This window comes from Pedococcus sp. P3_C7, assembly GCF_056402615.1.
The window spans coordinates 104,564-129,059 of the sequence record NZ_JBFUHC010000011.1; the positions used below are offsets into that span (position 1 = coordinate 104,564).

23 protein-coding genes and 1 pseudogene are annotated in these 24,496 nt (G+C 70.6%); 14 read left to right on the forward strand and 10 right to left on the reverse strand.

Features of this window, described 5'->3' with window-relative positions:
- Window positions 1-13: 13 nt before the first annotated feature.
- Both AC1DS4_RS16545 and AC1DS4_RS16550 read right to left on the reverse strand, forming a co-directional pair.
- Complete coding sequence (locus AC1DS4_RS16545; protein ID WP_477632936.1) at window positions 14-703, reverse strand: RNA polymerase sigma factor; 690 nt, start codon at window positions 701-703, stop codon at window positions 14-16.
- A 302-nt stretch (window positions 704-1,005) separates the two neighbouring features.
- Window positions 1,006-2,718 carry a PucR family transcriptional regulator gene (locus AC1DS4_RS16550; protein WP_477632937.1) on the reverse strand — a complete coding sequence of 571 codons (1,713 nt, stop codon included), beginning with the start codon at window positions 2,716-2,718 and terminating at the stop codon, window positions 1,006-1,008.
- Between the two features lie 114 nt (window positions 2,719-2,832).
- Here AC1DS4_RS16550 and AC1DS4_RS16555 point away from each other — a divergent pair, with 114 nt between their 5' ends.
- The 5 genes from AC1DS4_RS16555 to AC1DS4_RS16575 are packed head-to-tail and all read left to right on the forward strand — an operon-like array spanning window position 2,833 to window position 7,235.
- A complete protein-coding gene (locus AC1DS4_RS16555) occupies window positions 2,833-4,152 on the forward strand; it encodes an alpha-hydroxy acid oxidase (protein WP_477632938.1) in 1,320 nt (439 codons plus the stop codon).
- Window positions 4,149-5,117, forward strand: coding sequence for an ABC transporter substrate-binding protein (locus tag AC1DS4_RS16560; protein WP_477632939.1), 969 nt, complete (start codon window positions 4,149-4,151; stop codon window positions 5,115-5,117). The genes AC1DS4_RS16555 and AC1DS4_RS16560 overlap by 4 nt, the downstream gene beginning before the upstream one ends.
- Before the next feature lie 9 nt (window positions 5,118-5,126).
- On the forward strand, window positions 5,127-6,047 hold the full coding sequence (locus AC1DS4_RS16565; protein WP_477632940.1) for an amino acid ABC transporter permease: 921 nt from the start codon (window positions 5,127-5,129) through the stop codon (window positions 6,045-6,047).
- Window positions 6,044-6,808, forward strand: coding sequence for an amino acid ABC transporter ATP-binding protein (locus AC1DS4_RS16570; RefSeq protein ID WP_477632941.1), 765 nt, complete (start codon window positions 6,044-6,046; stop codon window positions 6,806-6,808). The genes AC1DS4_RS16565 and AC1DS4_RS16570 overlap by 4 nt, the downstream gene beginning before the upstream one ends.
- A gap of 25 nt (window positions 6,809-6,833) precedes the next feature.
- Window positions 6,834-7,235, forward strand: coding sequence for a RidA family protein (locus AC1DS4_RS16575; protein WP_477614346.1), 402 nt, complete (start codon window positions 6,834-6,836; stop codon window positions 7,233-7,235).
- On the opposite strand, the gene galE is transcribed toward AC1DS4_RS16575, so the two are convergent.
- Window positions 7,223-8,239 carry a UDP-glucose 4-epimerase GalE gene (galE, locus tag AC1DS4_RS16580; protein ID WP_477632942.1) on the reverse strand — a complete coding sequence of 339 codons (1,017 nt, stop codon included), beginning with the start codon at window positions 8,237-8,239 and terminating at the stop codon, window positions 7,223-7,225. The two genes, AC1DS4_RS16575 and galE, sit on opposite strands and share 13 nt — an antisense overlap.
- 88 nt (window positions 8,240-8,327) lie before the next feature.
- Window positions 8,328-8,762, reverse strand: a complete 435-nt coding sequence (paaI, locus tag AC1DS4_RS16585; protein ID WP_477624845.1) for a hydroxyphenylacetyl-CoA thioesterase PaaI — start codon at window positions 8,760-8,762, stop codon at window positions 8,328-8,330.
- A gap of 156 nt (window positions 8,763-8,918) precedes the next feature.
- Between paaI and AC1DS4_RS16590 the strand changes: the two genes are divergently transcribed.
- Window positions 8,919-9,686, forward strand: a complete 768-nt coding sequence (locus AC1DS4_RS16590) for a hypothetical protein (RefSeq protein ID WP_477624844.1) — start codon at window positions 8,919-8,921, stop codon at window positions 9,684-9,686.
- 87 nt (window positions 9,687-9,773) lie between these two features.
- Here the strand turns inward: AC1DS4_RS16590 and AC1DS4_RS16595 are convergent, their stop codons facing one another.
- Both AC1DS4_RS16595 and AC1DS4_RS16600 read right to left on the reverse strand, forming a co-directional pair.
- Window positions 9,774-10,541 (reverse strand): SRPBCC domain-containing protein, encoded by a 768-nt coding sequence (locus AC1DS4_RS16595; protein ID WP_477624843.1) that lies wholly within the window; start codon window positions 10,539-10,541, stop codon window positions 9,774-9,776.
- Entirely contained in the window at window positions 10,538-10,867 is a 330-nt protein-coding gene (locus tag AC1DS4_RS16600; protein WP_477624842.1) for an ArsR/SmtB family transcription factor, read from the reverse strand. Before AC1DS4_RS16600 ends, AC1DS4_RS16595 begins: the two co-directional genes overlap by 4 nt.
- Window positions 10,868-10,929: 62 nt before the next feature.
- On the opposite strand from AC1DS4_RS16600, the gene paaN reads away from it, so the two are divergent.
- The 8 genes from paaN (at window position 10,930) to AC1DS4_RS16640 (ending at window position 20,865) form a co-directional block, all read left to right on the forward strand.
- Window positions 10,930-12,654: a phenylacetic acid degradation protein PaaN gene (gene paaN / locus AC1DS4_RS16605; protein ID WP_477624841.1), complete on the forward strand. Its 1,725-nt coding sequence runs from the start codon at window positions 10,930-10,932 to the stop codon at window positions 12,652-12,654.
- A 36-nt stretch (window positions 12,655-12,690) separates the two neighbouring features.
- Window positions 12,691-13,074, forward strand: a complete 384-nt coding sequence (locus AC1DS4_RS16610) for a phage holin family protein (RefSeq protein WP_477632943.1) — start codon at window positions 12,691-12,693, stop codon at window positions 13,072-13,074.
- Between the two features lies 1 nt (window position 13,075).
- The gene (hisC, locus tag AC1DS4_RS16615) at window positions 13,076-14,173 is read left to right on the forward strand and encodes a histidinol-phosphate transaminase (RefSeq protein WP_477632944.1); all 1,098 of its coding nucleotides are present in this window, start codon (window positions 13,076-13,078) and stop codon (window positions 14,171-14,173) included.
- A gap of 111 nt (window positions 14,174-14,284) precedes the next feature.
- The gene (locus AC1DS4_RS16620) at window positions 14,285-15,670 is read left to right on the forward strand and encodes an FAD-binding oxidoreductase (protein ID WP_477632945.1); all 1,386 of its coding nucleotides are present in this window, start codon (window positions 14,285-14,287) and stop codon (window positions 15,668-15,670) included.
- A gap of 70 nt (window positions 15,671-15,740) precedes the next feature.
- Window positions 15,741-16,787: an L-glyceraldehyde 3-phosphate reductase gene (mgrA, locus tag AC1DS4_RS16625; protein WP_477624839.1), complete on the forward strand. Its 1,047-nt coding sequence runs from the start codon at window positions 15,741-15,743 to the stop codon at window positions 16,785-16,787.
- Window positions 16,788-17,132: 345 nt separating this feature from the next.
- Window positions 17,133-18,356: a pyruvate dehydrogenase (acetyl-transferring) E1 component subunit alpha gene (gene pdhA, locus AC1DS4_RS16630; RefSeq protein WP_477632946.1), complete on the forward strand. Its 1,224-nt coding sequence runs from the start codon at window positions 17,133-17,135 to the stop codon at window positions 18,354-18,356.
- Entirely contained in the window at window positions 18,356-19,330 is a 975-nt protein-coding gene (locus AC1DS4_RS16635) for an alpha-ketoacid dehydrogenase subunit beta (RefSeq protein WP_477632947.1), read from the forward strand. The genes pdhA and AC1DS4_RS16635 overlap by 1 nt, the downstream gene beginning before the upstream one ends.
- A 17-nt stretch (window positions 19,331-19,347) precedes the next feature.
- A complete protein-coding gene (locus tag AC1DS4_RS16640) occupies window positions 19,348-20,865 on the forward strand; it encodes a dihydrolipoamide acetyltransferase family protein (RefSeq protein WP_477614360.1) in 1,518 nt (505 codons plus the stop codon).
- 353 nt (window positions 20,866-21,218) lie between these two features.
- Here the strand turns inward: AC1DS4_RS16640 and AC1DS4_RS16645 are convergent.
- The 4 genes and pseudogenes from AC1DS4_RS16645 to AC1DS4_RS16660 form a co-directional block, all read right to left on the reverse strand.
- Window positions 21,219-21,623, reverse strand: a pseudogene (locus AC1DS4_RS16645) (ABC transporter permease); the annotation flags it as partial.
- Window positions 21,624-21,625: 2 nt separating this feature from the next.
- The gene (locus AC1DS4_RS16650; protein ID WP_477614362.1) at window positions 21,626-22,540 is read right to left on the reverse strand and encodes an ABC transporter ATP-binding protein; all 915 of its coding nucleotides are present in this window, start codon (window positions 22,538-22,540) and stop codon (window positions 21,626-21,628) included.
- On the reverse strand, window positions 22,537-23,445 hold the full coding sequence (locus AC1DS4_RS16655) for a hypothetical protein (RefSeq protein ID WP_477614363.1): 909 nt from the start codon (window positions 23,443-23,445) through the stop codon (window positions 22,537-22,539). Before AC1DS4_RS16655 ends, AC1DS4_RS16650 begins: the two co-directional genes overlap by 4 nt.
- On the reverse strand, window positions 23,438-24,442 hold the full coding sequence (locus tag AC1DS4_RS16660; protein ID WP_477632948.1) for an ABC transporter ATP-binding protein: 1,005 nt from the start codon (window positions 24,440-24,442) through the stop codon (window positions 23,438-23,440). The genes AC1DS4_RS16655 and AC1DS4_RS16660 overlap by 8 nt, the downstream gene beginning before the upstream one ends.
- Between the last annotated feature and the right edge of the window lie 54 nt (window positions 24,443-24,496).

Genomic DNA, 24,496 nt, shown 5'->3' on the forward strand with positions numbered 1-24,496 from the left:
CGCCCGACATGCGTCAGCCCACGTCGGCGGGCAGGTGGCTCTGCGTCTGGGCCGCATAGGCGGTACGCAGTGCTCGACGTGCGCGGTAGGACAAGGCCCTCAAGCCCGTGGGGGTCGTGCCGAGCCGGTGTGCGGCCTCGGCGACGCTGAGCTCCTGGACGTGGGTGAGCAGCAGCACCTCCCGCCAGCGGGGAGGCAGGCTGTTGAGGGCGGCGCGCATCTCGTCGTGCCGCTCCTGGGTGAGGACCTCGTGGTCCACTCCGGGACGCGGGTCGGGAACTGCGAGCAGCGTCTCGTCCGCGGCGACCGACGGCGCGTAGCGGTGGCTGCGCCGCCGGATGTGCGCGACGGACAGGTTGCGGACGGTCACGGCCAGGTAGGCCAGCGCGTTGTCGTCGGGTCCGTGCCCGGTCGCCAGCGCGTGGAGCATCTTGGCGAAGGCTTCGGAGACCAGGTCCTGGGCGGAGTAGTCGGGGAAGGCGCGGCGCCGCGCCATCCGGGTCAGGGCCGCGTGGTGACGGGAGTACAGCTCGGCAACGGCTCGGGTGTCACCGTTGCGGGCGGCGGCCAGCAGCGGCGCGTCGGAGGGCAGGGGCGCGTCGGAGGGCAGGGGCCGGCTCGACGGGTGAGCAGGCGCATCGGGCCGAGAAGGTGCATCGTGCCGAGAGAGGGCATCGGCCCAGGGGTGTGCGTAGGCGGGCATGGCGGTATGGCTCCAGGTGCTGCTCAGGTGGTCGGTCACGTGGGGCGGTGCTCGCGGACCCTGGCTGAGCCGGGCCGGGAGTGACTGGTCAACAGCCCCGAGTGGTCGAGCCACCTGTTGCCTGCTGCCGTCGATCGGCGCACGACGAGGATGACATCGCGGCCGGCGCCACACCTTGGGCACTCGTACGGAAATGGCCTGCGGTTGTTGGTCCCTGGACCAAGAAGTCAGGGGTCTTTCCGCATATCCGCGACATTTCGCCCCCAGCGCCGACGTCGAGGCGACGGCGCGGTCCATGAGGGTCAGGCCGGGCTGTCGACCTCGTCCGCCAGATCGCCGGTGGCTACGCGGAGGGAGAGCCAGAGCCGGACGTGGGGGTCGTCGAGGTCCACGTGGAACTCGTCGACGAGTCGGGTCAAGCGGTAGCGGACGGTGTTCTTGTGCACGTGGAGGGCGTCCGCCATGGCAGAGATGTTGCCGTTCGTCGAGCAGTACGCGCGCAGGGTCTGGAGGTAGTCCGTCTGGTGCCGGCGGTCGTGCGCGCTGATCGTCTCGACCGCGTCACCCTCGCCGAGCTCGTGGTCGGTGATGAACTCGTGGACCTTGAGGATGTTGAGGGGTATGCGGTGGTCCTCGAAGAGCGCCACTGGCCCGACCGCCGGAGCGCCTGCGGGTGCCGACGTCCGGTTCCACAGGTACGCGAGCGTGTCCATCGCCTCCCTCCTGGACTTCGGGAGGGCGTCGACCGACGTCGCGATGCTCCCCACCGCCGCGACCATGGGGAACGAGCTGATGGTGTGGGCGTGGGACGCGACCTCCTGCACGACGCGACGGTGTCTGGCACGGGCGCCCTCCCCGGATCCGGTGAGGACGGCATACACGGTCGACTCGATGAGCGCCGTGGTGCTCTGGGTGACGTAGACGTCGCACACCGTGGAGACCAGGTGGAGGAGCCGGTGCGTCTCCCGCGCCAGGTCGAGCCGCGCCGGCTCGGGCCGCACGACCGAGAACGCCGCGACCGCAAGGCCGCCTCCCGGGCGCAGGCCCAGCTGGGCCGCTGCGAAGGCGGCGTGCGCGGGATCCTCCATGAGGGTCCTCAGGAGGTCGCCGTTGCGTCGCTCGCCGAAGTCGGCCGCCGACCGCGCGTGGAGCATGTGCAACCCGATCAGCGGAGCGATCCGGTCGAGGGCGTCGAGCGCTGCCGCCCGCTGGTCCCCTGCCGGGTCGATGACCCACACGGACCCCAGCAGCTCACCACCGGCTCGGACCGCCAGGGCGAGCCGGTCGGAACCACCCTCGTGCAGCGGGATGTGGACCGCTCGGGGGGAGGCGTAGACCACCTTGTAGTCGTCGTCGAACGCCGGAGGGGTGGTCTCCCGGAGGGCCAGGGTGGTCGCCCTGCGCAGCTCGTCGATCTCCTGACCAGGGAGCGTGGAGTAACCCAGGATCTGCCCACGCGGGTCGACGATGCTGACGGCACCGTCCGTGATCGACGCGATGGTGTTGGCGAAGGCATAGAGGTCGCCGAGCCGGGCACCGGAGACCGAGTCCGCTGCAGCCCCGGTCACCGAGGCCCTGGCGACAGTCGCCAGGCGCGACCAGTCGGCCGAGTCGGGGGCGACGAGCACGGCGAGGCTGTGGCGGACACCTGCCTCGCGGAGCTGCTCGACCGAGGCGCCGTGGGCCTTCACGACGACGGCCGCTGCGTTGCTGTTGGCCGCCCGGTGCAGCAGCTGGTCGAAGTCCGGCGTGCCGACCGCGATGCCCACCGCGAGGATGATGCGGTCGTCGCTGTTGGTCCAGTCGTCCAGCGGGTCGTACATGAGGACGTCGGAGACCCGGTGCTCGAGGGTGTCGGTCGTGGGATTGGCGTGCAGGAGCTCGGCATGCGTGAGCTCGATGAAGTCGGCAAGGCGGACGACCTGCGCGTCGGGCGCACCGGTTGCAGCGGCTGCATCGATTGCAGCGGCTGCATCGGGGGCGTCGGCACGTGTCGGCTCAGGGGCCTGGTCCACGCTTGGACGTTATCACCAGCGCGCCGCCGTTCTTCTGTTCTTTCCTCCATGACCTGAGTCGCTCGTCTGGGACACGATCTGGACCCAACCCGGATCGGCGAGGACGGAGGCAGTGTGAGACTCAGCGACATCAGGGCACTGGTCACGGTGCAGGGCCCCCCGACCACGCGGTCGGAACGCCTGTCCCGCAAGTACTTCAGCGTCGAGGACATGGGGCGCGCTGCCGGCCGTCGACTGCCCCGCAGCGTCTTCGACTACCTCGAGGGTGGCGCCGAGGACGAGGTGTCCCTGCGGCGCAACCGCACCTCCTTCGACGACTGGACGTTCGTGCCCCGCTGGGGCTCGGTGGCTGACCTCGACCTGGGCTCACGGCTCCTGGGTGGCCCGGTCGCCCTGCCGCTCACGCTCTCCCCGACCGGCGGCACGCGGCTCTTCCACCGTGACGGCGAGATCGGGGCCGCCCGCGCTGCCCGTGACGCGGGGATCCCCTACGGCCTGGCACACCTCAGCACCACCACCATGGAGTCGGTCAGTGCGGGGACCCCCGGCCTGCGGCGGTGGTTCAACCTCGAGCCCACGAGGGACAAGGTCGCCCTCCAGGCCGTTCTGGACCGGGTTTCGCGGTCCGGCTACGAGGCCCTGCTCGTCAATGTCGACTGTCGGGCCATCGGGCACCGTGAACGCGACTACCGCAACGGTTTCACCGCACCCCCGTCGATCAAGCCGCGGACGCTGGTGGAGGGTGCCCTGCACCCCGCGTGGAGCGTGGGCTTCCTGAGACAGGACGCGATCGCCTTCCCTAACCTCGACGCCACGATTCCCGAGGGTCCACTGGCCAGCTCACCGGCCATGTGGCGCACCCTCCTCGCGGGCAGCTACGAACCCACGGACTGGACCGACCTCGCCGAGCTCAGGGACCGCTGGGCCGGTCCCATCGTCCTCAAGGGGTGTGTGAACGCGGCCGACGCCGTCAGGGCCGCCGACCTCGGCATCGACGCGATCCAGGTCAGCAACCACGGCGGGCGCCAGCTCGACCACATGGCTTCCCCCCTCGACGTCCTCCCGGAGATCGTCCGGGCGACCGCCGGTCGGGTCGAGCTCATCGTCGACGGAGGAATCCGGCGCGGCTCCGACGTGGTCAAGGCGATCGCGCTCGGTGCCACCGCCTGCTCGATCGGCCGGCCGTACCTCTATGGCTTGTCCGTGGCCGGAGAGGCGGGCGTGGCCCACGTCCTGCGCCTCTTCCGCGAGGAGATGACTCGCACCATGGCGCTGCTCGGCGTCACGACGATCGACGAGCTCCGCGCGAGAGGTCCTGAGCTGCTCAGGCACCGCGGCGACGTCGTCACCCCCACCCCAGCGCGAGTGGACCGCCCACTCGTCGACACCCCACGGGTCCGTACCGGCTCCGCGGGCGAGAGGAGCACCGCATGAACACGTCGACCCTGCCCGGCTCGGCCAGGCGCCGCAGGTCGATCGGCTCGATGAGCTCGATGAGCTCCATCGGCTCGATCGGCTCCATCGGCTCGATCGCGGCCGCCCTGAGCGCGCTGCTGCTGACCGCCTGTGGTCCGGGCGGCACCGCCACGGCGGACGCACACCCCGCCACCGCGGGCCCCACCCTTGCAGTCGACGCCTCGGCCGCAGGGCTCCTGCCGTCCTCCATCAAGGCGAGCAAGACGCTCCGCGTCGCGATCCCGACCAACGAGCCGCCGGTCCAGTTCTACCGCGCCGGCACCAAGGAGATGACCGGGATCAACCCGGACCTGGCGCGCCTGATCGGGCAGGCCCTCGGGGTCACGGTGGAGATCAAGGTCGTGAACTTCGACCAGATCATCCCCGGGATCGCCGCAGGGCGGTACGACCTGACCGTCTCGTCGATGACCCCCACCGCTGAGCGGATGAAGGTGCTCGACTTCGTCGACTACATGCAGATCGGCACCTCGGTGGCAGTCCCGAAGGGCAACCCCCTGAAGCTCGACCAGAACTCGTTGTGCGGCAAGGGAGTCGGAGTGCTCACCGGTTCCTACCAGCTGACGGTCGACGTGCCGACCCTCGACAAGGCCTGCTCGGCAGCCGGTAAGCCTGCGATCAGGACGGCCCAGTACCAGGACACGCGTCAGGCGGTCTCGGCCCTCACCAGCGGACGGCAGGAGGCCGTGCTCGCGGACTCGCCGATCCTCAGCTACGCCGCCAAGCAGAGCCCCGCGATCGCCGTCGCGTCCACCTTCGAGCTCGCGCCGGTGGGCGTGGGCATGCCGAAGTCCTCCGGACTCGTCAAGGCCGTGGCGGCAGCCCTGAGCTCCGTGATCACGACCCCGGCGTACCAGCAGGCCCTGGGCACCTACGGGCTCGAGTCCGCCGCCCTCCACGACGCCCGCGTCAACTTCGCGCAGTAGGAGGAAGTCATGCGCGAACAAGTCGCCGCCGGCGTTGTCGACAGCGTGTCGGGCCCGGCGCAGGAGGTGCCGACAGTGGTACCCCTGCGGCACCCGGTGCGCACCGCGATCGGCCTGCTCCTGCTGGTGTCGGCCGTGGGCGTGGGGTGGGACATCGCCGAGAACCCCGGCTACCACTGGGACGTCGTGCTGTCGTACCTCTTCGCGCGCCCGATCCTCGAGGGTGCCGGTCTCACCGTCGTGCTCACCGTGGTCGCCGAGGCCGTGGGGATCGTCCTCGGCACGGGGCTGGCCATCATGCGCCTCTCGGCCAACCCGATCGTCAGCACGGTGAGCCGGGGCTACATCTGGTTCTTCCGGGGAACGCCACTGCTGGTGCAGCTGGTCTTCTGGTACAACATCGCCGCCCTCTACCCGACCATCTCCATCGGCATCCCGTCCGGCCCGTCGTGGGAGATCGCCTCCGCGAACTCCCTGATCACGCCGCTGGTTGCCGCCGTCGTGGGCCTCTCGCTGAACGAGGCGGCATACATGGCCGAGATCATCCGCGGTGGGATCCAGTCGGTGGACTCCGGTCAGTACGACGCCGGCCGGGCGCTGGGGATGAACGGCCAGCAGCGGATGCGGCTCGTCATCCTGCCGCAGGCCATGCGGGTGGTGCTGCCGCCCACCGGCAACCAGGTCATCTCGATGCTCAAGAGCACCTCGCTCGTCAGCGTCATCGCGATCGCCGACCTGCTCTACCAGGCCCAGATCATCTACTCGGAGAACTACCAGACGATCGCACTGCTCATCGTCGCCAGCCTGTGGTACCTCGCCATGACCACCGTCCTGACCTTCTTCCAGACCAGGCTCGAACGGCGCTACGGCCGAGGGTTCGACACCTCGCCCTCACGGGCTCGCCGCGCCTGGAAGGGATTCGCACGATGAGCACCCCCATGGTGGAAGCGGTCGGGGTCCGCAAGGCCTTCGGCGACACGCAGATCCTCAAGGGCGTCGACCTCACTGTCGAGCGTGGATCCGTGACCTGCCTGATCGGCCCCTCCGGCTCGGGGAAGACGACCTTCCTGCGCTGCATCAACCATCTCGAGAAGGTCGACGCCGGTCGGCTCTCCGTCGACGGGCAGCTGGTGGGCTACGCCGAGCGGAACGGCCGCCTCCATGAGATGAAGGAGCGCCAGACCGCACGATCCCGCATCGATGCCGGCATGGTGTTCCAGCGCTTCAACCTGTTCCCGCACCTGACCGCGCTGGAGAACATCGTGGCGGCTCCGGTGAACGTCCTTCGACGCCCGCGGGACGAGGTCACCGCCGAGGCGCTCGAGCTGCTCGCGCGGGTGGGGCTGGGCGATCGCGGCAGCGCCTACCCGCAGCAGCTCTCGGGTGGTCAGCAGCAGCGGGTCGCCATCGCCCGGGCGCTGGCGATGAGGCCGAAGCTGATGCTCTTCGACGAGCCCACGTCCGCCCTCGACCCCGAGCTGGTCGGCGAGGTGCTCGACGTCATGAAGTCGTTGGCCGAGGCCGGGATGACGATGGTGGTCGTGACCCACGAGCTCGGTTTCGCCCGACAGGTCGGCGACCAGGTCGTGTTCATGGACCAGGGCGTCGTGGTCGAGAGCGGGCCGCCCGAGGTCGTCCTGGGTGCCCCCAGCCATGACCGCACCCGAGCCTTCCTCTCGAAGGTCCTCTAGCCCCCCGCCCGAACGGAGCCCTTGCATGTCCACCACCCAGATCGTCCAGGTCACCACCGAAGCCGCCCCCGGCCCTGCTGGCCCCTACTCGCAGGCCGTCGTCGCGAACGGTTTCCTCTTCACCGCCGGCCAGACCCCGCACGACGCCGTGAGCGGAGCAGTCGTCGGCGACGGGATCGAGGAGCAGACCACGCATGCCTTGACCAACGTCCTCGCCGTTCTCGCGGCCCATGGGCTGGACTTCGACAACGTGGTCAAGGCGACGGCCCACCTGCACCACCCCGGCAGGGACTTCCCCGGCTTCAACGCTGCCTACGAGCGCTTCGTCACGCCGCCCTACCCGGCTCGCACGACCGTCGGCTCGTTCCTCGGCGACTTCCTCGTCGAGATCGATGTCGTCGCGGCCCTTCCCGGTCAGTCGGGGTAGCCAAAGGGGTTGCCGCGCTGCCAGCGCCACTGGTCGGCGCACATGTCCTCGATGGTGCGGGTGGCCTTCCAGCCGAGCTCGCGTTCGGCACGGGACGGGTCGGCATACGAGGCGGCGATGTCGCCGGCCCGACGTTCGACGATCTCGTGGGGGAGCTCGTGGCCGCAGGCCTTCTCGAAGGCGTGCAGCACCTCGAGGACCGACGTCCCGTGACCGGTGCCGAGGTTCCAGGTCGAGACGCGCTCGTCGGTGCTGCCGAGCCTGGTCAGTGCCGCGAGGTGACCGGCGGCAAGGTCCTCGACGTGGATGTAGTCACGAAGGGCCGTCCCGTCCGGGGTGTCGTAGTCGCCGCCGAAGACGTTGAGCTTCTCCAGCTTGCCGACCGCGACCTGCGCGATGAACGGCATCAGGTTGTTGGGGATGCCCTGCGGGTCCTCGCCGATGGTCCCGGAGACGTGGGCGCCGACGGGGTTGAAGTAGCGCAGCAGCGCGATCCGCCACCGCTCGTCCGTGGCGGCGACGTCGCGCAGCACCTGCTCGATCATCACCTTGGTCCAGCCATAGGGGTTGGTCGCCGAGGTCGGGTACTCCTCCTTCATCGGCACCGGGGCGTTGTCGCCGTAGACGGTGGCCGAGGAGGAGAACACCAGGCGGTGGCAGCCGTGCCGGTGCATGGCGCGGACCAGGGCGAAGGTCGAGTCGAGGTTGTTCTGGTAGTACTCGAGCGGCACGTCCACGCTCTCGCCCACCGCCTTGAGCCCGGCGAAGTGGATCACCGCGTCGAACTGCCGCGCGGCGAACAGCGACTCGATCTTGTCCCGGTCGGTCAGGTCGAAGGCGTGCACCTCCAGGTGCGCCCCCGTCAACGACTCCAGCCGCCCGACCACCGTCGGCTTGGCGTTGGAGAAGTTGTCGACGACGACCACCTCGTGGCCTGCCGCCACGAGCTGGACGACGGTGTGGGACCCGATGTAGCCGGCACCGCCGGTGACGAGGACGCGCATGCGCCTACCGTATGCCGCCGGGCGGGCTCCCAGCGCGCGCGGCCACCACGTGGGCGGCCACCACGTGGGCGGCATGCCGGCGGGTGCCCTAGGCCTGTCGTCCTTCCCCGGGCGGGAGCGCGGACCGCAGCGAGCGCGAGCGTCCGCGGAACTCGGCGACGACCGCACCGTCGGACTCGCGCGTCACGGTGACATCGGTGATCCCGCTGCGCCCGTAGGCCGTCCGCACCCGGCCCTCCGCGACGAGGACCTCGCCCAGGCGGACGGAGGTGACGAACGTGATGTCCGCACCTGCCGCCACGGTCAACGCCCCGCGGCTGTTGCACGCCAGGGCGAACGTCGAGTCGGCGAGCGTGAACAGGTAGCCACCGTGCGCGATGTCGTGACCGTTGACCATCTCGGCGGTGACCGTCATGCGGACCACCGCGTGGTCGAGCTCGATGACGGTCGCCTCCATGCCGAGGGCCCGGGAAGCCTCGTCGTCCTCCCACATCTGGAGGACGTGCGTGAGGTCCGTGGTCACCGTGCTGCCTCCTCGCCCATGGTCCGGAGTCTGGCAGAGAAGGAACGGCCGGGCGCGTCACCCTTTCGCCCTCGCCCCGTCCCCTCAGCAGTGACTTCTTCCACAGATGCCCGGGGCCCTTCCCCCGGCGTGGTCGACTCACGGAAAGGAACTCCAGTGAACCGGCGCCTCCTCGCGGCGGGCACCGCCGTGGCCATCGCAGCTGTCGCCGTCACCGCGTTCACCCTCGCTCGTGACACGGACAGTCCCGAGTCTGAGTCCGCGACCCGGCTGACGCCACCATCCGGAGCTGCGCGCATCAGCGTCCGTCCAGGCGAAGGCGCCACCGCAGTCGCCGCGAACGGCTTCACCCCCGTCGCGTTCCCCGCGACCTGCACGGGCGCCGTCGCGGCCATCGCCTCGGCCGAGCAGCTGCTCCCTGTGTTGGGCCAGGTGAAGGGAGTCACCGACGAGCAGTGGCGGCTGACGATCGAGCAGGTCCACGGCAAGGACACTCCCACCGCGAAGTACTACCTCGGCATCGTCCGCCGGGCCGCGACCGACGCCTCCATCCAACGGGTCACCCGGGACCGCGTCTCCCAGCTGGACATGACGACCCATCCGGAGTGGGGCGGGTTCAGGGTCGTCGCCTGCCAGCCCGGTCGCACGGCCACGGTCGAGCTGCTCACCTGCTCCCGACACGTCGCCGACCACCTCACCGCCTGTTACGCCGCTGCCCGGAAGGCACAGTGGGCAGGCACCCCCGGGGACTGGGTCATCCAGGACCACCAGGCACCCGGGGACGTCGCGCCGCCGGCTCTCAGGGAACGCATCGACAACGGCGCAGACGCCCTGTCGGGCTCCGCGCCGCCCGCCCGGGTGAGGGTCGGGTGGCTGACAGCGCTCGGCTCGGGGTGGCAGGAGTTCACCAACGCGCCCAGTTAGCAGGCGCGGGTCGACGGACCCGCGAGGTATGCCGCGGGGGGCGAGCCCGCGGCATACCCTCGCGTCCACGGGGCGGAGCCTTTCTGCTCACCCCGTGAAGCGCACGTCCCAGGGCTGCACGTCGACCGTGAGCACTCCACGGGTGACCGAGCCGTCGTCCTCGTGGGCGAGGCGGACCAGCTCGTCGGCCTCCCCGGGCGGGACGCGCACGACCGCCATCCCCTCACCCCGGGCGGCGTCGACGGGACCGGCCGCGACCAGCCAGCCGCGCTCCTGAAGTCGGTGCAGGAAGGCGACGTGTTCGGAGAAGCCTGGGTGGGCGAAGATCGACGCGCCCTCGGGGAGGTTGGTCCCGGGTCGGTGGTGCAGCGCGAACCACTCCCCGGAGGGCTCCGGCTGCGCGCCCGTCCCCGCGGACGCCGCCTCGACCCGCTGCGCGAGCCGGGCGAGCACCAGCGGCCAGCCGGTGTCGTACTCCGCCCGCGCCGCCTCCGGCTCGGCCAGTCGCTCCCACCCCGTGTGGGTCAGCGTGACCAGGGTGCCGTCGCCGTGGGGCTCGAACGCCACCGCGACCTCGGTCGCCCGCTCCGGCCCGTGCCCTGGATGCCAGGTCATCGCGAAACCGCCCGGTCGCTCCCAACGCAGCACCGTGCCCCAGACCGCCTTCTCCGCACCGTGGCGTTCGACGACGACACCATCCTCGAACGCGACGCTGGCCTGCGCACCGAAGACGCTGTGGGTGCCGAGCGGCCACCAGGCCCCGAGGTGGGCGGTGAACAGCTCGAAGGCCGTGTCGACATCGCACCGCACCCGGATCTCGCGACGGACGGGTGTGAGGGTCGGGGCTTCACTCATGACGACTCCTGTTCATCGACGCGGTGTTGCTCTACATACGTGGCGAACGAGGTGAGCGCGGTGTCCCAGGTCGCGACCAGCCACTGCTGGAGGTCGACGAGCCCGTCGGGGGCGAGCGCGTAGAGGTTCCGCGTGCCCCGGCTCTCGTGGTCCACCAGGCCGGCGCCCTGGAGCACCTTGAGGTGCTTGCTCACGGCCGGCCGGCCGATCGGCATGGCCGCGGCGATCTCGCCGACGGCACGGGGGCGCTCGGCGAGGAGCTCGAGGATCTGGCGCCGACTGGGGTCGCCGAGGGCGTCGAGGGCGAGGGCTGATTGGTTACTCATGGGCAACGGTTACTCTAGAGCGACGGTTAAGGCCATGTCCAGACACCCTTACGATGAAGGGCATGACCACGGCAACGGCGCCCAGCACCCACCCCCTCGTCGACAAGCACGCCGAGCTGCTCGCGCAGGCGACCACGGCCCTGGCGGAGCGGTCCTACTTCAGCCGGTTCCCCGAGTCGCCCTCCCCCCGCGTCTACGGCGAGGGTTCGGCCGAGGCCGGCCAGGCGGCATACGAAGCCTTGCGGGACAGTGCTTTTGGTGGCCTGGGTGAGGTGCGCACCGATGGTGGGTGGGTCGGCGAGGAGGTCTCGCCCTACGGGCCCGCCCTGGGGATCACCTACCCGCACCTCGACCTCGACGCGGCCCTGGCGGCTGCGGCCGACGCAACGCCCGCATGGCGTGACGCCGGTGCCCGCACCCGTGCGGCGGTCTGCGTCGAGATCGTCGAACAGATCAACGCGCGCTCGTTCGAGATCGCCCACTCGGTGATGCACACGACCGGGCAGCCGTTCGTGATGGCGTTCCAGGCCGCCGGGCCGCACGCGCAGGACCGGGCGCTCGAGTCGATCGTCGCCGGCCTCGTCGAGCAGGAGCGCGTGCCCGCGTCCGTGGTCTGGGAGAAGCCCGGCCGCGACAAGGAGGGCAACCCCGCACCGCTGCGGATGCAGAAGGACTACCGCGTGGTGCCGCGCGGTGTCGCCCTCGTCATCGGCTGCAACACCTTCCCGACGTGGAACGGCTACCCGGGGCTGTTCGCCTCACTGGTCACCGGCAACCCCGTCATCGTGAAGCCGCACCCACGGGCCGTGCTTCCCCTCGCCATCTCCGTCGCCGTGTGCCGTGAGGTTCTCTCCGCTGCCGGCTTCAGTCCCGACCTGGTCCAGCTCGCGCCCGAGTCCGAGGGTGAGGGCCTGGCCAAGGTGCTCGCCGAGCGCGACGAGGTCCGGATCATCGACTACACCGGCGGCCCGGGCTTCGGCGGCTGGCTCGAGGAGAACGGCGCCGGTCGTGGCCAGCTCGTCTACACCGAGAAGGCCGGCGTCAACACGATCGTCGTCGACTCGACCGACAACCTGCGCGGGGTGCTGGGCAACCTGGCGTTCTCGCTCGCGCTCTACTCGGGTCAGATGTGCACGACCCCGCAGAACATCTACGTCCCGCGAGACGGCATCGCCACCGACGAGGGCCACCTGTCGTTCGAGGACTTCGGTGGTCGCCTCGCGGCGGCCGTGGGCAAGCTCACCGGTGACGACGCCCGCGCCGTCGAGCTGCTCGGTGCGACGGTCAACGACGGGGTCCGCGCCAACGCCGCGGGTCTCGCGGCGCTCGCCGAGGAGGCGGGTGGCACGGTGGTCCTCGACTCGCGCGTGGTCAGCCACCCGGCATACCCCGACGCGGTGGTCCGCGCCCCCGGCCTCGTGAGCATGGACGCGAGCCGCGAGGACGTCTACACCCAGGAGTGCTTCGGGCCGGTGACCTTCCTCATCGCGACGTCCGGGACCGACCAGTCGCTGGCACAGTTCCGTGACACGGTGCGCGAGCACGGGGCGATGACGGCGGCGGTCTACTCCACGAGCGAGGACGTCCTCGACGCCGCCCGCGATGCCGCGGCGGACGCGGGAGTCGCGCTGTCGGAGAACCTCACCGGCCCGGTGTTCGTCAACCAGACCGCGGCGTTCTCGGACTTCCACGGCACCGGCGCCAACCCGGCGGCCAACTCCGCCTACGTCGACGCGGCGTTCGTGGCCAACCGGTTCCGGGTCGTCACCTCCCGCCGCCACGTCTAGCTCGTCAAGGCCCGCGCATCTGGCACGATCGGGTCCATGAACTTCGTCATCAAGGTCGCAGTCAACGCGGTGGCACTGTGGGTGGCCGCGTGGCTCGTGTCGGGCATCAGCTTCGGGGAGGGCAAGTTCGGCTCGAAGTTCGCGACCGTGCTGCTGGTCGCCCTGGTCTTCGGGCTGGTCAACGCCGTCGTCAAGCCGATCGCCAAGCTGCTCAGCTTCCCGCTCATCATCCTGACGCTCGGGTTGTTCACGTTCATCGTGAACGCCTTCATGCTCCAGCTGACCGAGTGGATCGCCGAACCGCTGGGGCTCAGCTTCACGATCGACCACTTCTTCTGGGACGCGGTGCTCGGCGCCATCATCATCACGATCGTCTCGATGGTCCTCGGCTGGGTCATCCCGGACGGCGACGACGACTGACATGGCGGAGAATGAAGTCCGCCTGCGCGCGGCCCTCGACCAGGTGCCCGCCTACGTCCCCGGCAAGCCCGCGGCCGCGCCCGCGGGCGTCACGGCATACAAGATCTCGTCCAACGAGAACCCGTATCCGCCGCTGCCGTCGGTCCTCGACGTGGTGCGCGAGGCGGCCGGTGCGATCAACCGCTACCCCGACATGGCCGTCACGGAGCTCACCCAGGCACTCGCCGAAACCCTCGGGGTCCCGGCCGAGCACATCGCCACCGGCACGGGTTCGGTCGGCGTCCTCGGCCAGGTCATCGCCGCCACCTGCGACCCCGGCGACGAGGTCGTCTATGCCTGGCGGTCGTTCGAGGCCTACCCGATCGTCACGGCCCTCGCGGGGGCGAGCTCGGTCCAGGTGGGTCTCGACGACCACGCCCGCCACCGGCTCGACGCGATGCAGGCCGCGATCACCGACCGCACCAAGGTCGTCATCGTCTGCACCCCCAACAACCCCACCGGCCCGATGGTGACCCACGCCGAGCTCGAGCGGTTCCTCGAGGCCGTCCCGAGCCGTGTGCTGGTGGTCATCGACGAGGCCTACGTCGAGTTCGTGACGGACGAGGAGGCGCCGCGCAGCCTGGAGCTCTACCGCGACCGCCCCAACGTGATGGTGCTGCGCACCTTCTCCAAGGCCTACGGCCTGGCCGGCCTGCGCATCGGGTATGCCGTGGCGCACCCCCCGGTCGCGTCTGCCCTGCGCAAGACGGCGACGCCTTTCGGCGTGAACTCGATCGCGCAGGCCGCGGCGGTGGCCTCGCTCAAGGCGTTCGACGAGCTGAAGGAGCGCGTGGACGCCCTGGTCGCAGAACGCACTCGGGTGGTCGAGATGCTGCGCGGCCAGGGCTGGTTCATCCCCGAGACGCAGGCCAACTTCGTGTGGTTCGGGCTGGGAGACCGGTCCGGCGACTTCACGGCCGCTGCCCAGGAGGCGGGCCTGATGCTGCGCCAGTACGGCAACGACGGCGTGCGCGCGACCATCGGCGAGACCGAGGCCAACGACGTGCTGATCCGGGTGGCCGGCGAGTTCCTCACGGAGCACCCGAGGGACCCCGCCTGACCGCCCTCGTGGGGTAGGTCGGGCCTGGCTCGGGCCCGTCGTCCCTTTGGGGGAGGCGCAGGGCGTGACGGCGGGAGGACAGTCGGCTGAACACTCCCGGAGGGTTCTGCCATGACCGATCTGACTGATGTCCGCCCCACCATCCCGGAGTTCTCGGGCGTCCAGCTGGCGCCGGGCGACGACGGGTACGACCAGTCCCGCAGCGTCTTCAACGGCATGGTCGACCGGTCGCCGAGCCTGATCGCGACCTGTCGCAGCGCTTCCGACGTGGCGGCCGCGATCAGCTACGCGCGGGCGTCCGGCCTGCCGATCTCCGTCTACGGCGGCGGTCACTCGGTCCAGGGCTCGGCCGTGGTCGACGGCGGCCTGTGCGTCGACCTGCGCGGCCTGCGCGACATCGAGGTCGACCCGGCGACATCGACGGCGCAGGTGGGCGGCGGGTGCACCTGGGGAGAGCTCGACGCCGCCACCCAGGAGCACGGGCTCGCCGTGACCGGCGGGCGGGTCTCGTCTACCGGCGTCGGCGGCCTGGCGCTGGGCAGCGGCAGCGGGTGGCTGGAGCGCAGGCTCGGGTTCACCTGCGACAACCTCCTGGAGGCACAGGTCGTCACCGCGGACGGCAGCGTCGTCACCGCGTCGGAGACCGAGCACCCCGACCTGTTCTGGGCCCTGCGCGGCGGTGGCGGCAACTTCGGCGTCGTCACCCGCTTCACCCTGCGGCTGCACCCGATCGGCCCGCTGGTCTTCGGCGGCATGCTCATGTACCCGGCGCCGATGGGTGCCGCGGTGCTGCGCAACTTCCGTGACTTCATCGCCAGCGCCCCCGACGAGGTGGGCGGCGGCGTCGCCTTCATCACCGCCCCGCCGATCGAGATGGTGCCCGAGCCGGCTCGTGGCAAGCCAGCCGTCGGTGTGATCGTGAGCTACACGGGCCCGCTCGAGGACGCCGAGACGGTGCTGGCGCCGCTGCTGACGTTCGGCCCGCCGGCCTTCGCGCAGGTGGGTCCGATGCCCTACCTGGCCCTCCAGCAGATGCTCGACGACGCCAACCCGCACGGCATGCAGAACTACTGGACCGCCGACTTCTTCGACGCGCTGCCGGACGAGGCGGTGGAGACCCTCGCGTCCCTGGCGAGCGCGCCGGTGTCGCCGCTCAGCCAGGTCATCATCGTGCCGGGTGGCGGTGCCGTCGCGCGCGTGCCGGAGGACGCCACGGCGTTCGGCGAGCGGCAGGCCGCGTTCAACATCCACTACCTGTCGATGTGGCCCGACCCGGCCGACACCGAGGCGAACATCGCGCACACCCGCACCCTGGCAGGCGCCATGAAGCCGTGGACGACCGGCGCGGTCTACCTCAACTTCATCGGCGACGAGGGCCGCGAACGGATCGAGAGCTCCTTCGGCGAGGCCAAGCTGGCCCGGCTGCGGGCGATCAAGGCGCAGTGGGACCCGGACAACGTCTTCCGGCACAACCAGAACATCGCACCTGCGGGTTGAGCGCCGCACCCATCCCGGGGCCGAGCAGCCCCAGGTAGTCGAGCGCCTCCCGGCGCGACAGACTGGGGCCATGGTCGACACCTGGCTCCCCCCGTACCTCGCCCGCCCGGACCGCTACGGCCCGATGCCCTACCGCAAGGTGGGCCAGAGCGGACTGCGACTCCCGGCGGTCAGCCTCGGCCTCTGGCACAACTTCGGGGACGACAAGCCGTTGGACGTCCAGCGCGCGATCCTGCGGCGGGCCTTCGACATCGGCATCACGCACTTCGACCTGGCCAACAACTACGGACCGCCCTACGGCGCGGCCGAGGCCAACTTCGGGCGCCACTTCGCCGCCGACTTCCGGCCCTACCGCGACGAGCTCGTCATCAGTTCCAAGGCCGGCTACGACATGTGGCCCGGCCCCTATGGCATCGGCGGCTCCCGCAAGTACCTCCTGGCCAGCCTGGACCAGAGCCTGACCCGGATGGGCCTGGACTACGTCGACATCTTCTACAGCCACTGCCCCGACGAGGACACTCCGCTCGAGGAGACGATGGGAGCCCTCGCCACCGCGGTCCAGCAGGGCAAGGCGTTGTATGCCGGTATCTCCAGCTACTCGCCCGAGCGCACCGAGCGTGCGGCCGAGGTGCTCGAGCAGATGGGCGTCCCGCTGCTCATCCACCAGCCGTCGTACTCGATGGTGAACCGCTGGATCGAGGGCGGCCTGCTCGACACCCTGGGTGAGCGGGGCATCGGCTGCATCGCGTTCAGCCCGCTGGCCCAGGGGATGCTGACGAACAAGTACCTCGGCGGCATACCCGAGGGGTCACGCGCCAGCCAGGGGAAGTCGCTGTCGCCCGACCTGCTGACCGACGAGTCGCTGGCCCACATCCGCAAGCTCGACGACCTCGCGACCGAGCGCGGCCAGTCCCTCGCCCAGCTGGCGCTGGCGTGGGCCCTGCGCGACGAGCGGGTGACCTCGGTCCTGATCGGGGCGTCCTCGGTCGGGCAGCTCGAGGACTCGGCCGCGGCGGTCAGCAACCTGCGGTTCAGCGACGCCGAGCTCGAGGAGATCGACCGCGACGCCGTCGACGCCGGGATCGACCTCTGGCGCTCCCAGTCCCGCCTCACCTGAGGTGTGACCCCACCTTTATCGGGTTTAGGGACAAAGGGCGGCTTCCCCCCGGAACCGTTCCCGGGTGAAGCCCACCTTTATCGGGTCACCCGATAAAGGTGGGGTATGCCGCGGCGAGCCAGCCGCGCGGCATACAAAGGTGCAGGTGGTGAGCACGCAGGAGTCCGGATTCTGAGATTTCCCGGTGCTGCCGATATCTTGGGCCTCAGCAAGGCCCACCCGTGGGCGCCGCCACAAACCGGCGCCCCAAGCCTGCCGCAGATCCAGCAGCGGAGACCCCGCCAGGGTTACCGCGGCCCGAGCCGACGATCCGCCACCCGCGGCTCGACGGAAGAAGGAGTGCCTGTGAGCGACAACGCAGTCGCCAAGTCCGGCAGCAACGACGCCGCGACCTCGGCCACCAGTCCCGCCGAGGACGAGGTGCTGGCCGAGCTCACCGCCCCGGTCCCGGAGGTCGGTGACGGTGGACCCGAGATGATCCAGCTGCTCACCCCCGAGGGCCAGCGCGTCGAGAACACCGAGTACGACGAGTACGTCAAGGACCTGACCGACGAGGACCTGCGCGGCTTCTACCGCGACCTCGTCCTCATCCGCCGCGTCGACGCCGAGGCCACCGCGCTGCAGCGCCAGGGCGAGCTCGGCATCTGGGCCAGCCTGCTCGGCCAGGAGGCCGCCCAGGTCGGCTCCGGTCGTGCGATGCGCCCGCAGGACTACGCCTTCCCGACCTACCGCGAGCACGGCGTCGCCTGGTGCCGCGGGGTCAACCCGCTCAACCTGCTCGGCCTCTTCCGTGGCGTCAACCACGGTGGCTGGGACCCGAACGAGAAGAACTTCCACCTCTACACGATCGTCATCGGCGCGCAGACGCTGCACGCGACCGGCTATGCCATGGGCATCCAGCGCGACGGCGACGTCGGCACCGGCGACGACGAGCGCGACGCCGCCGTGATCGCCTACTTCGGCGACGGCGCGACCGCCCAGGGTGACGTCAACGAGTCGTTCGTCTACGCCGCGGTCAACAACGCCCCGGTCGTCTTCTTCTGCCAGAACAACCAGTGGGCCATCTCCGAGCCCAACGAGCGCCAGACGCGCATCCCGCTCTACCAGCGCGCGCGCGGCTTCGGCTTCCCCGGCGTGCGGGTCGACGGCAACGACGTGCTGGCCGTGTATGCCGTGACCCAGCAGGCGCTCAACGCGGCCCGTTCCGGCAACGGCCCGACCTTCATCGAGGCCTACACCTACCGCATGGGCGCGCACACCACCTCGGACGACCCGACCAAGTACCGCGTCTCCGCCGAGGTCGAGGTGTGGAAGCACCGCGACCCCATCGAGCGCCTGAAGTCCTACCTGGTGCACACCCAGAAGGCTGACCAGGCCTTCTTCGACGCCATCGAGACCGAGGCCGACGAGCTCGCAGTCGCTGTCCGTGAGGGCTGCCTGTCCATGCCCGACCCGACGCCGGACTCGATGTTCGACCACATCTACGTCGAGGAGCACCCCGTCGTCGAGGCAGAGCGCAAGGAGTTCGCCGCCTACCACGCCGGCTTCGAGGGCGAGGGGAGCCACTGATGACCAGCATGACGATCGCCAAGGGCATCAACAACGGCCTGCGCGCCGCCATGGAGCGCGACCCCAAGGTCGTCCTCATGGGTGAGGACATCGGCAAGCTCGGTGGCGTCTTCCGCGTCACCGACGGCCTCCAGAAGGACTTCGGCGAGGACCGCGTCATCGACACCCCGCTCGCGGAGGCCGGCATCGTCGGCACCGCGATCGGCATGGCGCTGCGCGGCTACCGCCCCGTCGTCGAGATCCAGTTCGACGGGTTCATCTACCCCGCGTTCGACCACATCGTCAGCCAGGTCGCCAAGATGCGGGCCCGCTCGCTCGGCAAGGTCAAGCTGCCGATGGTCATCCGCATCCCCGTCGGCGGTGGCATCGGAGCGGTCGAGCACCACTCCGAGTCCAACGAGGCCTACTTCGCGCACACCGCGGGCCTCAAGGTCGTCTGCTGCTCCAACGCCGAGGACGCCTACTGGATGATCCAGCAGGCCATCGAGTCCGACGACCCGGTGCTGTTCTACGAACCCAAGCGCCGCTACTGGGACAAGGGCGACGTGGACGAGTCCGGCGCCCCCCGCGACCTGCTCAAGGCGCAGGTATGCCGCGAGGGCACCGACGCGACGCTTGTCGCCTACGGCCCCATGGTCAAGACCTGCCTCCAGGCGGCCGAGGCCGCCGCCGCAGAGGGCAAGAATCTCGAGGTCATCGACCTGCGGACGCTCAGCCCGCTCGACCTCGACACCATCGCGGCGTCCGTGGAGAAGACCGGCCGGGCCGTCATCGTGCACGAGGCGTCGACCTTCCTCGGCATGGGTGCCGAGATCGCGGCGGCCCTGCAGCAGCGGTGCTTCTACCACCTCGAGGCTCCCGTGCTCCGGGTCGGCGGCTACAACCTGCCCTACCCGCCGAGCAAGCTCGAGGAGGAGTTCCTCCCCGACCTCGACCGGGTGCTCGACGCCGTCGACCGCTCACTGGCCTTCTGAGAGAGGCGCGAAAACGCATGGCAGTCAAAGAGTTCAAGCTTCCAGACCCCGGTGAAGGCCTGACCGAGGCCGAGATCGTCACCTGGAACGTCAAGGTCGGCGACACCGTCAAGGTCAACGACATCATCGTCGAGATCGAGACCGCCAAGTCGCTCGTCGAGCTGCCGGTGCCGTTCGCCGGCACCGTGACGGCGCTGCACGTCTCCGAGGGCGACACGGTGGAGGTCGGCACGCCGATCATCTCCGTCGACACCGCAGGTGGACCGGTCCAGACTGCCCCGGTGCAGGACGCCCCAGCAGCCGGCGCCGTCGAGCCCGGCATCGAGGGCTCGCCCGCTCCCAAGATGGCGGCCGCAGCGGCAGCCGCCTCGGATGACGAGGAGATCGAGGAGGGCAAGATCGGCGGCACCACGTCGACCGGTCGCACGGCCGTCCTCGTCGGCTACGGCGTCAAGCAGACCGAGGCCAAGCGCCGCCCCCGCAAGGGCGACTCCGCCGCCTCGGCAGCCCCAGTGGCACCGGCCGTCCAGCCGGCCAGCAGCCCGGCCGAGGACCAGCCGGTCGCGACCGTGCCGGCTGTGCCCGTCGCCCGTGAGGGTGGCGCCCGCGCGCTGGCCAAGCCGCCGGTCCGCAAGTACGCCAAGGACCTCGGCATCGACCTGGCCGCGGTCGCGGGTTCCGGTGAGGGCGGCATCATCAGCCGCGCCGACATCGACGCCCACGCCGCGGGGACCTCCCAGCCGGCCACCACGGCGCCGGCCGCTCCGACGGGAGCCGGCCAGCCGGCATACGTCGCACCGGTCTTCACCCGTGGTGGCGAGCGCGAGACGCGCATCCCGATCAAGGGGGTCCGCAAGATGACCGCGCAGGCCATGGTCGGCAGCGCGTTCACGGCTCCGCACGTCACCGAGTGGGTCACCATCGACGCGACCGCGACCATGGAGCTCGTCGAGCGCCTCAAGAAGGACCGCGAGTTCAAGGACGTCAAGGTCACGCCGCTGCTGGTGCTGGCCAAGGCGATGACCGTGGCGATCCGACGCCACCCCGAGATCAATGCCACGTGGGACGAGGCCGCCCAGGAGATCGTGGTCAAGAACTACGTCAACCTCGGCATCGCCGCCGCTACCCCGCGGGGCCTGATCGTCCCGAACATCAAGGACGCCGACCAGCTGTCGATGCGCCAGCTGGCCGAGGCCATCGGCGCGCTGACGGCGACCGCTCGGGAAGGCCGCACCCAGCCCGCCGAGATGTCCGGCGGCACGATCACGATCACCAACGTCGGCGTCTTCGGCGTGGACACCGGCACCCCGATCATCAACCCGGGCGAGTCGGCGATCCTGGCGTTCGGTGCGATCCGTCGGCAGCCGTGGGTCGTCACGGCCGCGGACGGCACCGAGACGATCGAGCCTCGCTGGGTCACCCAGCTGGCCCTGTCGTTCGACCACCGGCTGGTCGACGGCGAGCTCGGCAGCAAGTTCATCGCCGACGTCGGCGCCATCCTGGCCGACCCGGCGCGAGGCCTCGTCTGGGGCTGAGAAGACCGCTCAGCAAACGCCTGGAAGGCCCGCACCGGAGACGGTGCGGGCCACTCGTCGCCGCGCAGGGTGAACGACCGCAGCCGGTCACCGGTGAACCAGAGCGACGCGAGGGTGAGGACCGTCGCGGCGACCAGGGCGTAGGCCAGCCCGGTGCCGGGACCGCTCACCTGCGGGCTGATCTCTTGGGCGACCCCGCGCCCCCACGCCCCGATGGAGACCCACTTGATCCCGCCGAGGAGCGAGCCGAGCAGCCCCTCCCACAGCAGGGCGAAGAGCAGCCCGATGACGACGGCGTGCCGGGTGAAGGCTGCCAGTGCGAGGAACAACGCCGTGTACGCCGTGCCCGCCAACACCCCGGCGACACCCCACGCGACGGCTTGGCGCGCGTCCGCGCTGTCGAGGACCAGGCCTGCGACCAGGAGGGGCAGACCCCCGAGCGCGACCGTGGCAGCCCACGCGACCGCGAACTTGCTGAGGGCGATGACGTGTCGGCTCACCGGTTTGGAGATCAGGTAGACGATCGACCCGTCGTCGACCTCGGGACCGAGCACCGCGGTGGCGGCGAGGAGCGCGACAAGGGGCAGCGCGAGCGTGAAGCCCAGATGGAGCACGGCGTCGTAGCCGACGGCGTCGTCGGTCAGCGCCGCGACGATGACGGCGAGGGCCAGCAGCACGGCGGGGATGATGACCAGCACCAGGCCGCGGCGACGGCCGAGGAGGGCCTGGCGGGAAAGGCGCAGGATCGTCTGGTTCACGGTCAGCCCCCCACCAGGTAGGCGAAGACGCTCTCGAGCGACTCGTCGGTCGGCGTCAGCTCGAGGATCCGTATGCCGTGCTGCCGGGCCACCTGCGGCAGCCGGACCGCGAAGGCGCCGAAGTCGGAGACGGACACGTCCACGCCGCCCTTCGGGCGCAGCGACACCGCGACCACGGACGGCTCGGCGATCAGCGCGCTGGCCAGGCCACGGTCGTCGTCGCCCACCACGACGTACTGCACCGGGCGGTCGGTCATCAGCCTGCGGATCTGGCCGAAGTCGCCCGACGCCGCATGACGTCCGGACACGACGACCTCGATCTGCCGGGCCACCTGCTCGACCTCCTCGAGGATGTGCGAGCTGAAGAGCACGGTGCGACCCTCGGACCCCATCCGACGGAGCACGGTCATCAGGTGGAGCCGCTGGCGGGGGTCGACGCCGTTGAACGGCTCGTCGAGCAGGAGGACGGCGGGGTCGTGCACGAGCGCGGACGCGAGCTTCACGCGCTGCCGCATGCCCTTGGAGTAGGTCCCGATCCGGCGGGCTGCGGGCTCGCCCATCTCGACCACGTCGAGGGCGCGTTCGGTCGCGGCGCCGGGGTCGGCCAGCCCGTGCAGCTCGGCGTTCGCCTGCACGAACTCACGACCGGTGAGGTAACCGAAGCTCAGCTCGCGCTCGGGCACCAGGCCGATCGCGCGGTAGGCGTCGGTGTGCCGCCAGATCGGTGTGCCGTCGAGGGTCACCGAGCCGGCCGACGGCGCCAGGAAGCCGCTCATCAGGGCGATGAGCGTGGTCTTCCCCGCACCGTTCGGTCCGAGCAGGCCGGTCACTCCGGGTCGCACCGTCATCGAGATGCCGTTGACGGCCACGACGTTGCCGTACCACCTGGAGGCCTGGTCGATCGTGATGACGCTCATGCCGTCGCGACCCGTCGGTAGCGCCACACCAGGCCGCCCAGGCAGGCGGCGGACAGGCCGACGAACACGACGACGTAGGCGGTTTGCATCGGCACGCCCGTCGGTGGCGTCGCGATCTCGCCGTCGGCCCACATCGCCATCAGCCCACGGTAGAGGGAGTAGGGCGAGAAGAGGCCGGCGACCTCACCGACCCGTGGGTGGTGCTCCTCGCCGGCGATGCCCTGGATCGCCGTCACGATCCCGTTGCCCAGCAACAGGAGCGCGATGGTGGCGACCACGGCGAACCCACGCCGCGTCGACCACGAGGCGATCAGGCCCGCCACCCCGGCAAGGGACAGCGCGAGCAGCACTGCCAACCCGGCGCCCACGGCGGCTTCGCGGGACTGGTCGGACACGTCGAGCTCCCCCAGCAGCGCCACGGCATACAGGATCAGGACGGGGAGCAGCAGGAAGACCAGGGTCGCGCCGAGGAGGGAGCCCCAGCGGGCGACGGCGTAGGTGGCAGACGGCAGCGGGCGCGCGAGGTAGAGCGAGATGGTGCCGTGCCGCAGGTCGCGCGAGAAGAGCACCGGCGCCTGCGAGGCGACGAAGATGCCGAGCAGCACCTGCGTCGTCGAGGCGTACTGCGCGTAGCCGACCGGCAGCTCCTTGAGGCCGACCAGCACCATCACGCCACCGATGATGACGGCCGGCAGGACGTTGAGGCCGAGCAGGATGAAGGGCAGCACCTTCGACCGGCCGGAGCGGCCGAGGCCGAACGCGTTGCGGAACCCGGTGACCAGCAACGCCCGGGCAATGGCCGTGGGTCCGAGCCGTGGACCGGTGTACGGGCGGTACCCGAGGTCGTGGATGACGCTGCGGCCCTCGGGGGTGGCTGATGACGGGTCGGTGGAGAGCTCACTCATCAGAGCCATGCCCCTCGACAGCGCCATGCCCCTCGACAGCGCCATGCTCCTCGAAAGTGCCAGGCCCATCAACGAACACATCCTCGATGCGGCGGTGGTCGACCTGGAGCCGCACCAGCCCGACCCCCAGGTCGCTCGCGGTGTCGCGGATCAGGTCGTGCACCTCGTGCCCGTCGGGCTGCCCAGCCGTGGCGTCGACGGTCAGGAGGGCGCCCCGCGGAGTGGTGGCCACGCCGGCAGCGGCCAGCGCCCGCGCCATGCGAGCGGTCGCGTCGTCACCGAGGACCTCGACCAGCAGGACGCCCGTGGCGTCGAGGAACTCGTCGGTGCGCGAGGCCCGCAGGAGGTGGCCGCCGTCGAGCACGACGACGTGGTCGCTCACCCGCTCCAGCTCGCCGAGCAGGTGCGAGGTCACGATGACCGCGATCCCGAAGTCGTGCCCGATCCGCTGGACCAGGCCGAGCATCTCCTCGCGCGCGGCGGGGTCGAGGCCGTTGGTCGGCTCGTCGAGCAGCACCAGACGGGGGTCGTGGGCCAGGGCCTGGGCGAGCTTGACCTTCTGCTTCATGCCGGTGGAGTAGCCGCCCATCGGCCGGTAGCGCTCCTCGGCCAGCCCGACGTGGCGCAGCACCTCGGCCGCTCGCTCACGGGCCGCGACCTTGGGCAGCCCCGACATCATCGCCAGGTGCACGACGAAGTCACTCGCGCTCACGTCGGGGGGCAGGCAGTCGTGCTCCGGGAGGTAGCCGACGGCCGCCCGGATGGCCGACCCCTGCGTCGCGATGTCGTGGCCGAGCACGTGCGCCCTGCCGCCGGTCGCGGGGACCAGGCCGAGCAGGATCTTGAGCAACGTCGACTTGCCGGCCCCGTTGGCTCCCACCAGTCCCGTGATCCCCGGGCCGATCTCGAGGTCGAGCGAGTCCAGCGCGAGCACCGGACCGTAGTCCTTGGTGAGGCGCTGGGTCTGCACCACGACCCCCGCGTGAACTGATTCCACGCGAGCCACAGTAGCCGCGCAGGTCGGGTCGACCGGCGCGGCTACGTGGAGATT